Origin of the sequence: Duganella levis (assembly GCF_009857605.1) — a bacterium.
GTDB lineage: Bacteria > Pseudomonadota > Gammaproteobacteria > Burkholderiales > Burkholderiaceae_D > Rugamonas > Rugamonas levis.
In genome coordinates this window covers 16,274-27,650 of record NZ_WWCT01000040.1, presented here as the reverse complement: position 1 = coordinate 27,650, position 11,377 = coordinate 16,274, and the positions used below count along the sequence as shown (strand labels likewise).

General features: G+C 59.2%; 13 protein-coding genes, 2 tRNA genes and 1 riboswitch. Of the genes, 5 read left to right on the top strand and 10 right to left on the bottom strand.

Going from position 1 to position 11,377, the window contains the following annotated elements:
• Positions 1-113: 113 nt before the first annotated feature.
• A complete protein-coding gene (locus GTP69_RS29195; protein ID WP_161058147.1) occupies positions 114-1,187 on the top strand; it encodes an ATP-binding protein in 1,074 nt (357 codons plus the stop codon).
• A 140-nt stretch (positions 1,188-1,327) separates the two neighbouring features.
• Here the strand turns inward: GTP69_RS29195 and GTP69_RS29190 are convergent.
• The 10 genes from GTP69_RS29190 to GTP69_RS29145 all read right to left on the bottom strand — a co-directional run bounded on the left by GTP69_RS29190 (position 1,328) and on the right by GTP69_RS29145 (position 7,728).
• Positions 1,328-1,403, bottom strand: a tRNA-Lys gene (locus GTP69_RS29190).
• A 29-nt stretch (positions 1,404-1,432) separates the two neighbouring features.
• Positions 1,433-1,508 (bottom strand) — tRNA-Lys (locus tag GTP69_RS29185).
• A gap of 58 nt (positions 1,509-1,566) precedes the next feature.
• The gene (gene ybgF, locus GTP69_RS29180) at positions 1,567-2,322 is read right to left on the bottom strand and encodes a tol-pal system protein YbgF (protein WP_161058146.1); all 756 of its coding nucleotides are present in this window, start codon (positions 2,320-2,322) and stop codon (positions 1,567-1,569) included.
• A gap of 107 nt (positions 2,323-2,429) precedes the next feature.
• Positions 2,430-2,963 carry a peptidoglycan-associated lipoprotein Pal gene (gene pal / locus GTP69_RS29175; RefSeq protein WP_161058145.1) on the bottom strand — a complete coding sequence of 178 codons (534 nt, stop codon included), beginning with the start codon at positions 2,961-2,963 and terminating at the stop codon, positions 2,430-2,432.
• Positions 2,964-2,990: 27 nt separating this feature from the next.
• Positions 2,991-4,256, bottom strand: a complete 1,266-nt coding sequence (tolB, locus tag GTP69_RS29170) for a Tol-Pal system beta propeller repeat protein TolB (protein ID WP_161058144.1) — start codon at positions 4,254-4,256, stop codon at positions 2,991-2,993.
• 1 nt (position 4,257) lies between these two features.
• A complete protein-coding gene (gene tolA / locus GTP69_RS29165; protein WP_161058143.1) occupies positions 4,258-5,196 on the bottom strand; it encodes a cell envelope integrity protein TolA in 939 nt (312 codons plus the stop codon).
• A gap of 15 nt (positions 5,197-5,211) precedes the next feature.
• Positions 5,212-5,649, bottom strand: coding sequence for an ExbD/TolR family protein (locus GTP69_RS29160; RefSeq protein WP_202424620.1), 438 nt, complete (start codon positions 5,647-5,649; stop codon positions 5,212-5,214).
• 5 nt (positions 5,650-5,654) lie between these two features.
• Positions 5,655-6,347, bottom strand: a complete 693-nt coding sequence (gene tolQ / locus GTP69_RS29155; protein ID WP_110849855.1) for a protein TolQ — start codon at positions 6,345-6,347, stop codon at positions 5,655-5,657.
• A 6-nt stretch (positions 6,348-6,353) separates the two neighbouring features.
• A complete protein-coding gene (gene ybgC / locus GTP69_RS29150; RefSeq protein ID WP_161058142.1) occupies positions 6,354-6,776 on the bottom strand; it encodes a tol-pal system-associated acyl-CoA thioesterase in 423 nt (140 codons plus the stop codon).
• Positions 6,777-6,981: 205 nt separating this feature from the next.
• Complete coding sequence (locus GTP69_RS29145; protein ID WP_161058141.1) at positions 6,982-7,728, bottom strand: SDR family NAD(P)-dependent oxidoreductase; 747 nt, start codon at positions 7,726-7,728, stop codon at positions 6,982-6,984.
• 130 nt (positions 7,729-7,858) lie between these two features.
• Positions 7,859-7,995: riboswitch (ZMP/ZTP riboswitch) on the top strand.
• A 94-nt stretch (positions 7,996-8,089) separates the two neighbouring features.
• Here GTP69_RS29145 and glyA point away from each other — a divergent pair.
• From glyA to GTP69_RS29125, 4 genes are all read left to right on the top strand, one after another.
• Positions 8,090-9,337 (top strand): serine hydroxymethyltransferase, encoded by a 1,248-nt coding sequence (gene glyA, locus GTP69_RS29140; protein WP_161058140.1) that lies wholly within the window; start codon positions 8,090-8,092, stop codon positions 9,335-9,337.
• Positions 9,338-9,390: 53 nt separating this feature from the next.
• A complete protein-coding gene (gene nrdR / locus GTP69_RS29135) occupies positions 9,391-9,852 on the top strand; it encodes a transcriptional regulator NrdR (protein ID WP_110849851.1) in 462 nt (153 codons plus the stop codon).
• A gap of 107 nt (positions 9,853-9,959) precedes the next feature.
• Positions 9,960-10,496, top strand: a complete 537-nt coding sequence (gene pilV, locus GTP69_RS29130) for a type IV pilus modification protein PilV (protein WP_371868190.1) — start codon at positions 9,960-9,962, stop codon at positions 10,494-10,496.
• Positions 10,493-11,368, top strand: a complete 876-nt coding sequence (locus GTP69_RS29125) for a PilW family protein (RefSeq protein ID WP_161058139.1) — start codon at positions 10,493-10,495, stop codon at positions 11,366-11,368. Before pilV ends, GTP69_RS29125 begins: the two co-directional genes overlap by 4 nt.
• Positions 11,369-11,377 lie beyond the last annotated feature (9 nt).

Genomic DNA, 11,377 nt, shown 5'->3' with positions numbered 1-11,377 from the left:
AGTAATGCCACGTCGATCACTCCAATTCCCCACTCAATGTCATGAGTAGGATTGTGAATTAAACGTGGGTCAGTTTCGTGTGCAAATTATGCGGCAAAGTGGGTCAGTTTTGGATGCAAATCAACATTGTTGCCAAGAAGACGCTTGCAGATGGAGTTATATATCTTCCTTATTGGCTTTTGTCCTATGAAGCGCTAGTTGCTCTTTTCGTGGATAGAAGTGATCAAAATGCACCGAATCAGGCGATGCTAATGTCGCGTGAAGTCAACAACGCGAAGACCGCATACCTCACTGCTGGTGATCACAAGGAATTATTAGCCGACTTTACTATCGATAGTCCTGTTCCGTTTGCCGTGGATGCCTTATTGGCTTCTTTGGAGGCGATAAATAATGAGATGGTTCCCGGTGCTAAGGCTGGCTCAGAAAAAATGGGGGAGTTTAACGGTAAGCTAAGCCGAATGATTGCCCGGTTGGAGAATAAGATATCTGACCGCCGATTAGGTTTCCTCTTTCAGGGAGGTGCTGATACGCTGCATTTTGATTGGCTGTCGCATCTCGCCGCCGCCATCTTTGGGAGTACGGCAGAGAAGGGCGCTGGAGGTGTAAAGATAATTGATTTTTCCGAAGTTCCTTCGGATGTCCTGCCGCTCATCGTGTCGCTCGTAGCTAGGTTGGCTTTTGCGATACAGCAATGGACTCCATCGGACCTGCGCCACCCCGTCGCACTTCTTTGTGATGAGGCGCATCTCTATATTCCGAATCGTTCGGATGCGGATGCAAGCGATGATATCTCTATTAGCATTTTCGAGCGTATCGCTAAGGAAGGACGAAAGTATGGGGTCAGCTTATTGGTAATTAGCCAGCGTCCATCAGAGGTCAATAAGACCATGTTGAGTCAGTGCAGTAATTTCATATCGATGCGTCTTACGAATGCCGATGATCAGGCCGTGATTAAGAAGCTTCTGCCAGATAGTTTAGGTAGTTTTAGCGATATTTTGCCAACACTCGATACTGGTGAAGCGCTGATTGTAGGGGATGCCAGCTTGCTTCCGAGTCGAATTCGCGTCGATGAGCCGTTGGTGAAGCCAAATGGCGGTACGGTAGACTTCTGGACGGATTGGCAGGGACCCGTCGGGGAGAGGCGAATAGATACAGCCATCTTGAATTGGAGAAAGCAGTCGATCTAGTAGGCTCACGGTCACTGACAGCCGACGAGGTGCTCGCGGCCCTGTGAGCGGAAGTTCGTCCTGGCCGCACAACTGACCAGAGAGCGACCAGAAACAAAAAAGCCCACGAACCAAAATTCGTGGGCTTCCTTGATAATTCTTGGTAGGCCGTGCGGGATTCGAACCTGCGACCAACGGATTAAAAGTCCGCTGCTCTACCAGCTGAGCTAACGACCCATAGGCTTCTCACCTAGGTTCTTTCGGAATGGTAGGCCGTGCGGGATTCGAACCTGCGACCAACGGATTAAAAGTCCGCTGCTCTACCAGCTGAGCTAACGACCCCCGAAAGAAGCGAGATTATAGAGGATCTGTCACCCAGCTGTCAAATACCCAGCGGTAATTATTTGCCGCCGAGACGCTGCTTCGCCGTCTCTGCCGCAGTCGAGTCCGGATACTGCTTGATCAGGTCTTGCAGTGTCTTCTTGGCAGCCTTGTCCTTCAGGTCGGTCTGGCAGCTGGCGATGTTCAGCATGGCGTCCGGCGCTTTCGGGCTGTCCGGGTAGTTCTTCAGCACCACCAGCTGGGCCGTGATGGCGCTCTTGCAGTCGCGCTGGGCGAAGTAGGAGTTGCCCAGCCAGTACTGCGCGTTCGGGGCGTAGCTGGAGCCTGGATAGCGCTGGACGAACTCCTGCAGCGCGGTGGCGGCCGCCTTGTAGTCGCCGGCGGTGAACAGTTTGCTGGCGGCGTCATACGAACGCTGCTCGCCCGGATCGACCTGCGCGGTCTTGCCGTCGATGGTCACTTCGCGCGGTTCCAGCTTGCGCAGGCGGCTGTCGAGGTCGACGTAGAAGTCCTTCTGGCGCTTCTGGGCGTTAGCGATGTCGTTGGCCAGCACTTCGATCTGGCCGCGCAGCTGGGCGATCTGCTGTTGCAGCTGCTCGTTCTGAGTGACCAGGTCCAGCGTGCTGGACTTGTCGGATTTGGTGTCGAGTCGGGTGTTCAGGTCGCTGCGCATCGCTTCGACCTTGGCGCGCAGGTCGAGCAGGGCTTTGCGGGCTTCGTCGTCGTCGAACAGGCCGGCATGGGCTTGCAGCGGCAGCCAGGTCAGCGCGGCCAGCAGGGCGGCGCTGAGGCCGGATTTGGTCAGTTTCTTCATGTCGGGCGCTTTCACACTAATCTAAATGGAAACGGGGCAGAGCGCGGTTGAATCCGCGCGCCGCCCCGTATTATGCCTGTGACCCGGCAAAAGGGTAGTGCTTTTGATTACTTGTAGACGATGTCAGCACGACGGTTCTGTGCCCATGCCTCTTCGTTGTGGCCTTCGGCTTTTGGTTTTTCTTTACCCAGCGACACGGCTTCGATCTGCGATTCCGGCACGCCCAGGGTGGTCATGGACTTGCGCACGGCTTCCGCACGTTTCTGGCCCAGCGCCAGGTTGTACTCGGAACCACCGCGTTCATCGGTGTTACCTTGGATCAGGATCGAGCGGGCTTTGTTTTTGACCAGGTAGGCAGAGTGGTTTTCCACCACTGGCTTGCCATCGGCGCGCACCACGAAGCTGTCGAAGTCGAAGTAGACGCTGCGGTTGGCCAGCACGCCTTTTGGATCATCCAGCGGATCCAGCGATTTGGTTTCCACTGGCGCCACGGTGCGGGTGTCGGCTTGTGGCTGTACTGCTTTGTCGACTGGACGCTCAACCACTGGTACTGGCGCGGTTTCTTTCACCGGGGTCGACGAGCAAGCGGCGAGGATGGCGGCGGTGGTGATGGCAAAGGCTAAGCTGCTGAGTTTACGCATAATCATTCTCCTAGTAGTGACACAAAATTACTGCATGAACGGACCCCAGGTGGGCTCCTTGATATTGCCCGCCTGAGTGGTCAGGCGTTGCTTGACACGACCGTCGACCGAGACCACGGCCAGCGATTTGCGGCTGCCTGCCTGGGTGGCGTACATGATGTATTTGCCGTTTGGCGCAAAGCTCGGCGATTCGTCGTTGGTGGTGTCGGACAGGCGCAACTCCTGGCTGCTGGCCAGGTCCAGCACGTACAGCTGGAAGTTGTTGTCGCGGCGCGAGATGTAGGCCAGCGTCTTGCCGTCGGCCGAGATGCGCGGGCTGATGTTGTAGGCGCCGCCGAAGGTGATGCGCTTGGCGTCGCCGCCGTCCGGGTTCATGCGGTAGATTTGCGGGCCGCCGCTGCGGTCGCTGGTGAAGTAGATGCTGTTGCCATCGGCCGACCATTGCGGTTCGGTGTCGATGCCAGGGCTGTTGGAGGCGCGGCGCAGGTTGCTGCCGTCGGCGTTGACGGTGTAGATCTGCGTGTGGCCGTCTTTCGACAGCGCCACCGCCAGCTTGTTGCCGCTCGGGGCCCAGGCCGGCGCCGAGTTGCTGCCTTTTTCGTTGGCCACCACGGTGCGCGCGCGGGTGATCAGGTTCTGCACGTAGACCACCGGCTTTTTCTGTTCAAACGAGACGTAGGCGACCTTTGTGCCGTCCGGCGACCACGATGGCGAGATGATCGGCTCGTTCGAGCGCAGCGCCAGCTGTTCGTTTTCGCCGTCGGCGTCGGCCACCATCAGCTGGTAGGTACGGCCTTCCTGCTTGACGTAGGCGATGCGGGTAGAGAACGCGCCCTTGATGCCGGTCAGCTTGAAGTAGACGTCGTCGGCGATCAGGTGGGCCGACAAGCGGGTGAACTGGGCGGTGACGGCCTTGTCCAGGTTGGAGATCTTGGTCTGCTTGACGTTGTCCAGCAGCTTGTAGCGGACGTCGTAGCGGCCATCGGCCAGGGCGTCGACGGTGCCGACCACCAGCGCATCGGCGCCTTTGGCTTTCCAGCCGCTGTAGTCGATGTTGTTGACGTCGTTGATGACGCCGGCGTCGATGATCTTGAAGGCGCCGCTGCGTTCCAGGTCGGCCTTGATGATTTCGGAGATTTTCTGTGGCGACACGCCTTCATTGGCGAAGCCGGCCACCGCCACCGGGATCTGGTTGCTGCCGACGCCGGAAATCTCGATCCGCATCTGGGCATGTGCGCTGCCCATGGTGGCGGCGATGACCAGGCCGGTGTAGAGCATATTCAGTTTTTTCATATCAGTGCATTTCCTTCAGCTTGAAGTCGAGGGTAATTTCGCGCTCTACCGTACCATCATTTTTTGTTGGTAGTGGTGACGATTTGCTAATCGCGTTTTCAATCGCGTTGTCGTAGGCGGCCGAGCCGCTGCTTTTCACCTTGCGGATACCAATGATTTCCCCGGTTGGCAGCTGGGTAATCGTGTAGCTGGCGGCCAGGCTGTCATCCTGCGAGCCGTAGACCAGATTGCTCTTGATCTTGGCCCGGATTTTGGACGCATAACCGCCATCAACCTTGCCGCCGGTCGATTGTGCGGCCGTGCCGGTGGTGCCTTTGGCGGCCGATCCGGTAATGCGGCTCATCTCGGCGGCGAAGGCTTTGTCCTTGGCGGCTTTGTCGGCCTTCTCGGCTTTTTCCTTGGCCAGTTTCTCGGCGGCGGCGGCTTTTTTCTTGTCCTTCTCGGCGGCCAGCGCTTTGTCCTTCTCTTCCTGCTCGGCCTTTTCCTTGTCTTCCTTGGCCTTCTGGTCGGCCTTTTTCTTGGCGTCCAGCTTGGCCTGTTTCTCGTCGGCTTCTTTCTTCAGGCGTGCCTGTTCCAGCTTCTCCAGACGGTCTTCTTCTTTCTTCTTGGCCTTCAGGCGTTCCAGCGCGATTTCCGGATCTTCCTTCGGCACCGGCGGCGCCTGCACCGGTTGCGGTGGCGGCGCCTTGACCGGCTCCGGCTCAGGTTGGGGTTCCGGCTCGGGCTTCGGTTCCGGCGGTGGCGCCGGTGGCGCGGCGTCCTGCACCTTCATGTCCCAGATTTCGGCCTGGACTTCGGTCGGTTCATTGTTCTGCCAGCTCACGCCCACCCACAGGAACAGCAGCAACACGGCGTGCATCGCCACGGCCATCAGACCGGAGCGAAGGCCATTGTGTTGTCGCGGAACCTTGTAGGGACCGTCGGCGGTTGCGGGTTTCATCGTTTGCACTGTGTTTTACTTGGTGGACAAGCCCACCCGGTTAATGCCCATCTTCTTCGCTTCCGAGATCAGCTGGATCACGTCGTCGTACTTGCTTTCCTTGTCGCCGGCGATCAGCACCGGGTAGTCGGGATGGTCGTTATGGATGGCGCGCAGTTTCTTGACCAGCGCGTCGCGGTTCGGCGCGGTTTCCGGCGCGTCTTCGTCCTTGCCCTTGACGCCGATCGACAGCGCGCCATTGGTCTTGATGACGATCTGCACGTAGTCGCTTGGCGGCTTGGTGGATTTTTCCGCCTTCGGCAGGTCGACCACGCTCGGGTCGTTGGCCGACGGCATCACCATGAAGATAATCAGCAGCACCAGCATCACGTCGATGTACGGCACGACGTTGATTTCGGATTTCAGCTTGCGCGTGCGGCCGCTGCGCATGCCACCGGAGGAAGAGGAGCCCATGATGATTAACGCGATTGACGTTGCAGGATGTTGGAGAACTCTTCCACAAAGCTCTCAAAGCGGATCGCCAGGCGGTCCACGTCGTACGAGAAGCGGTTGTAGGCGACAAACGCCGGAATCGCCGCGAACAGGCCGATGGCGGTGGCGATCAGCGCTTCGGCAATGCCGGGCGCGACGGCGGCCAGGGTTGCCTGCTGCACATTGGCCAGGCCGCGGAAGGCGTTCATGATGCCCCACACGGTACCCAGCAGGCCGATGTACGGCGATACCGAACCGACCGAGGCCAGGAAGGCCAGGTGCGATTCCAGCGCATCCATTTCGCGCTGGAAGGCGGCCTTCATGGCGCGGCGGGCGCTGTCGAGGATGGCGCCGGTGTCCATGGTTTCGCGGCTGGCGGTGTAGGTCGCCTTGGACTTGATGAACTCGCCCATGCCGGCTTCGAAGATGCGCGCCAGCGGGCCGCTGTTGGCGCGGTCCTTGCCGGCGTTCTGGTACAGCGCGTGCAGGTTGCCGCCGGCCCAGAAGGTTTTTTCAAATTCCACCGTCAGGCGGCGCGCCGATTTGATGGCGAACAGTTTACCGAAGATATAGGTCCAGCTGGTCAGCGAGATGACGAACAGCAGCGCCATGATCAATTGAACGATCAGGTGCGCATTGGTGATGAGGGACAGGAAAGAAAGGTCTTGAGTGACGTTCATTGTTTATCAGTCGGTTTGGGTGGTGATACTGGTTTGGCGCATTTTGTCGGCAACGGCCGTCGGAACGGCGCGCGGACGCAGGGCGGAATCGACGCAGCCCACCTTGACCCGCGCCGTGTTCAGCAATTGTTGGCCGCACCAGGCTTCCTGCAGGAAGACGATGGAGGCGCGGCCGAGCTTTTCGATGCTAACTGTTAATTTTAGTTCATCATCCAGCTTCGCAGGCGCATGATACTCCGCGCTGACGCTTTTGACGACGAACAAGGTATCGTGTTCTGCCAGTAATGTGTGCTGGTTCACATCGAGGGCGCGCAGCCACTCGGTGCGGGCGCGCTCGAAGAACTTGAGGTAGTTTGCGTAATAGACGATACCGCCGGCGTCGGTGTCTTCGTAATAGACCCGGACGTTCCAGATGAAATCTGCTGGCATGTTGTTTGGACTTTTATTAGTGAGCAACATTTTACGCGATATTGTTGTTTTGGTTGAACTTTATCAACTGGCGCGCAACGGTGCCTGGACGACAGTAAAGCGGTTTACTTGCAACTTGCCAAGTATTGTAACAACCCTTTACCAATTATTTCATGGCTGAAGTGCCGGCTAAGCCTCCCTTAAGCAAAGGGAGGCCGTGTCCGGGTTAGAGGCTGCGCTTGACGTTCAGCGGGCCGTAGCCTTGGCATGTTGGCATCATGTCAATCCGGTTGATGTTGACATGCGGAGGGAGGGTGGCAATCCAGTACGCGGTGTTGGCGATGTCTTCGGCATTCAGCGGGGTGGTGCCTTCGTAGACCTTGGCCGCTGCCGCGTCATCTTTCAGGCGCACGTTGGAGAACTCGGTGCCGCCGCACAGGCCGGGCGCCAGGTTGGTGGTGCGCACGCCGGTGCCGGCCAGGTCGGCCCGCAGGTTTTGCGTGAACTGGTTGACAAACGCCTTGGTGGCGCCATATACGTTACCGCCAGGGTAGGGCGTCGAGCCGGCGATCGAGCCGATATTGATGATGGTACCGCTGTTGCGCGCCACCATGCCCGGCAGGATGGCGCGGGTCATGGCCACCAGGCCGCTGACGTTGGTGGCGATCATGGTGTCCCAGTCTTCCAGCGACGAGGTCTGCGCCGGCGTCACGCCCAGTGCCAGGCCGGCATTGTTGACCAGCACGTCGATGTCGCGCCACTCTGCCGGCAGGCCGTTCAGCGCGGCCTGGATCGATGCCTTGTCGGTGACGTCCAGCACGATCGGACGGACGGCGTCGCCCAGTTCGGCCGACAGCGCCTGCAGGCGGTCTTCGCGGCGGCCGCTGATCAAAACCTTGTGACCGTTGCTGGCGAAGATGCGCGCCATGGCGGCGCCGAAGCCGGCGGTGGCGCCGGTGATGAAGACGATCATGATCTGTCCTTGGGGTGAGTGAAGAGGTGGACAAAATTGTAGCCGCAAACGCAGTCAACTGCTGAATTGCTTTTAATGCAATACATATTCTTGCTCAAATCTGGCGCATCAAATACAATTTGGGTTCCATTACGTCTCACGTAACTGGCGAAAAGCTGGAATGATCCTCAAAACCGCCTCATAATGGTGCGTTTTGGTCAATCGGCGAAAGGTGGGCATCCACCGGGAAACGTGAGATTTCAACAGCCGTTCGCCTGGGCAGCCCTCGATGGAAAGCACGAAGAGGCTGCCGGTCCGCTATGGCTTCTCTCTTTCGATCCAACTGCCAGTAACAAGTTACTCATTCGATTGGAGTTTTTTCATGTTCGCAAAAGATCACACCCTCGCCAGCGTAGACCCAGAGTTGTTCGGCGCAATTCAAAACGAAAACACCCGTCAGCACGATCACATTGAACTGATCGCCTCGGAAAATTACACCTCGCCAGCCGTAATGGAAGCGCAAGGTTCGCAACTGACCAATAAATACGCCGAAGGCTATCCAGGCAAGCGCTACTACGGTGGCTGCGAGTACGTCGACGTGGTGGAGCAACTGGCCATCGACCGCGTGAAAAAACTGTTCGGCGCGGAAGCGGCCAACGTGCAGCCTAACTCGGGTTCGCAAGCCAACCAGGGCGTGTTCTTCGCCGTGCTGAAGCCGGGCGACACCATCATGGGTATGTCGCTGGCCGAAGGCGGTCACCTGACCCACGGCATGCCGCTGAATATGTCCGGCAAATGGTTCAACGTTGTGTCCTACGGCCTGACCCCGGAAGAAGACATCGACTACGTTGCCATGGAAGCGCTGGCCAAGGAACACAAGCCTAAGCTGATCATCGCCGGCGCCTCGGCGTTCTCGAAAAAGATCGACTTCGAGCGCTTCGCCGCCGTTGCCAAAGCCGTTGGCGCGTACTTCATGGTCGACATGGCGCACTACGCCGGCCTGATCGCTGCTGGCCTGTATCCTAACCCGGTGCCGCACGCCGACTTCGTCACCTCGACCACGCACAAATCGCTGCGCGGCCCACGCGGCGGCATCATCCTGATGAAGGCTGAGCACGAGAAAGCCATCAACTCGGCCATCTTCCCTGGCATCCAGGGCGGCCCGCTGATGCACGTGATCGCCGGTAAAGCCGTGGCGTTCCAGGAAGCGCTGCAGCCTGCGTTCAAAGAGTACCAACAGCAAGTGGTGAAAAACGCCGACGTGCTGGCCAAGACCCTGATCAAGCGCGGCCTGCGCATTGTGTCGGGCGGTACCGAGTCGCACGTGATGCTGGTGGACCTGCGTCCGAAAAACCTGACCGGCAAGGAAGCGGAAGCGATCCTGGGTTCGGCCCACATCACCACCAACAAGAACGGCATTCCTAACGATCCGCAGAAGCCATTCGTGACTTCGGGCGTGCGTCTGGGTTCGCCGGCGATGACCACCCGCGGCTTCAAGGAAGCGGAAGCGGAGCAAGTCGGCAACCTGATCGCTGACGTGCTGGATAACCCGCACGACGCGGCCACCATCGAGCGCGTCAAAGCGGCGGTGAAGGTTCTGGCTGACAAGTTCCCTGTCTACGCCAAGTAATTGCAGTACCGTGACGCCGGCCACCGCCGGCGTCACTTGACCAAAGCGCCACTATGAAATGTCCGTTCTGCCAGCATGAAGATACCCAAGTCCTCGATACCCGCGTATCGGAGGAGGGGGATTCTATTCGCCGGCGGCGGCGCTGCGGTAAATGTGATAAACGATTTACCACGTATGAGCGCATCGAACTGGTGATGCCGTATGTGGTCAAGAAGAACGGCAGCCGTACTGAGTATGCAGCAGCCAAGTTGCGCGGCAGCCTGGAGCTGGCCTTGCGCAAGCGTCCTGTGGCGGCGCCGGCAGTGGATGCGGCGATTGCGTCGATCGAAGAAAAGTTGCTGACCAGCGGTCAGCGCGAAGTGGAAACCGGCTACATCGGCGAGCTGGTGATGCAGGAGTTGCAGCGTCTCGATAACGTGGCGTATATCCGCTTTGCCTCCGTGTATAAAAACTTTGAAGATCTGGCCGAGTTCCAGAACGCCATTGCCGAAGTCGGCAAGCCTGCGCGTAAATAGCCCGGCGGTTGTGTGCCACCGCTGGCGCACGTTTGATACACCTCATATTCTCATCAATTAGCGCTGCTACCTTTTGACATAGTCTTTGCGACTTGCGGAGGTGTGCCGTGCGCGCCCGTGGCTTTACGCTGCTGGAAATCCTGATCGCCATGCTGGTGCTTGCCTTGGGCATTCTCGGCGGCGTGGCGTTGCAGTTGGCCGCGTTGCGGGCGCGGCAGCAATCGGTGCTGCTGTCGCAGGCGACGCAGATGGCCACGTCGCTGGCCGAACGCATGCGCGCCAATCCGTCGCAACGCGACACTTATCTCACCCTTGATTACGATGCTGTTGTCGAACCGGCGCCTGGCGTGCCGGCGGCGCTGTGTCACGCCGGCGCGTGTTCGGCGGACCAGTTGGCGCTAGCCGACCTGTACGAAGCCAAGTCGCAAATGCGCTCGCATCTGCCCACCGGCCGTGTCGTCATCTGTCGCGATGCCGGCTTGTGGAGCGGCGGCAAGCTGCACTGGTCATGCAGCGGCGGCGTTGCAGCGCCCACTGTGGTCAAGGTCGGCTGGCGCGGCAAGCGACCGGATGGCACGCAGGACAAGACCGCCGCCGGCAAGTACGTGCCGAGCGTGGCGCTGGTGGTGGGAGCATCGCCATGAAATCGACATCTTTGGGCGGCTGGGGCATGGTCGAATTCCTGATCGCGGTTGCGCTGGGCTTGCTGGTGACCTTGCTAGCCAGCGGGATGCTGGTAGCGGCCGGCAGCAATTACCGCCATCACAGCGACACCATGTGGCTCAACGACGGCGGCCGTTACGCCTTGCAGGTGATGGCGCAGGCGATACGGCAGGGCGCTTACATCAATTGGGACCGCGACGGCGTGCCGCCGGAGCTAGATCCTGAAATGTCCGCCTCCGTGGATGGCCTGGATGCCGCCACCATCACCCGCAGCAGCGACGGCATCAGCGCGCCACTTCCGCCGGTAGTCGCGGGTAGCGATGTGCTGGCGTTGCGTTTCAGTGGTTTTGGCGACGGTGCAACTGGCGATGGTTCCAGCGTCAACTGCGGCGGCTTTGGCGTGGCCGGCGACACGCGCGGCTGGAGCATTTTCTATGTGGGCGTGGATGCCGATGGCGAACCTGAGTTGCGTTGCAAATACCGCAGCGCATCCGGCTGGGGTGCGGATGCGGTGGTGCGCGGCGTCGATTCCTTCCAGGTGCTGTATGGCGTCGATACCGATGTGCCGATGGACGGCGTGCCCAATGTTTATCTGAATGCGACGGCGGTGACTGCCGCAGCGAATTGGAAACGCGTGTGCACCATCAAGCTGGCCTTGCTGCTACACGGCGAGGGCAACACGCGGCTGGATACGGTGAGCGCGAACTTTGATCTGTTTGGCGCAGCGTATGCGGATGCGCATCCGGATGATATTGGCGTGCGCGTGGCGCAGGCTGATTTTCCGACGGAGCAGCGCTTGCGGCCGCGTCGCATCTTCAGCGCGACGGTGGCGGCGCGGAATCGGGATGGCTGAATCATGCGC

Bases quoted from the DNA above. Each gene is read 5' to 3' on its own strand.
- GTP69_RS29195 (WP_161058147.1), top strand. From the start codon at position 114: ATGCAAATCAACATTGTTGCCAAGAAGACGCTTGCAGATGGAGTTATA.
- ybgF (WP_161058146.1), bottom strand. From the start codon at position 2,322: ATGAAGAAACTGACCAAATCCGGCCTCAGCGCCGCCCTGCTGGCCGCG.
- pal (WP_161058145.1), bottom strand. From the start codon at position 2,963: ATGCGTAAACTCAGCAGCTTAGCCTTTGCCATCACCACCGCCGCCATC.
- tolB (WP_161058144.1), bottom strand. From the start codon at position 4,256: ATGAAAAAACTGAATATGCTCTACACCGGCCTGGTCATCGCCGCCACC.
- tolA (WP_161058143.1), bottom strand. From the start codon at position 5,196: ATGAAACCCGCAACCGCCGACGGTCCCTACAAGGTTCCGCGACAACAC.
- GTP69_RS29160 (WP_202424620.1), bottom strand. From the start codon at position 5,649: ATGGGCTCCTCTTCCTCCGGTGGCATGCGCAGCGGCCGCACGCGCAAG.
- tolQ (WP_110849855.1), bottom strand. From the start codon at position 6,347: ATGAACGTCACTCAAGACCTTTCTTTCCTGTCCCTCATCACCAATGCG.
- ybgC (WP_161058142.1), bottom strand. From the start codon at position 6,776: ATGCCAGCAGATTTCATCTGGAACGTCCGGGTCTATTACGAAGACACC.
- GTP69_RS29145 (WP_161058141.1), bottom strand. From the start codon at position 7,728: ATGATCGTCTTCATCACCGGCGCCACCGCCGGCTTCGGCGCCGCCATG.
- glyA (WP_161058140.1), top strand. From the start codon at position 8,090: ATGTTCGCAAAAGATCACACCCTCGCCAGCGTAGACCCAGAGTTGTTC.
- nrdR (WP_110849851.1), top strand. From the start codon at position 9,391: ATGAAATGTCCGTTCTGCCAGCATGAAGATACCCAAGTCCTCGATACC.
- GTP69_RS29125 (WP_161058139.1), top strand. From the start codon at position 10,493: ATGAAATCGACATCTTTGGGCGGCTGGGGCATGGTCGAATTCCTGATC.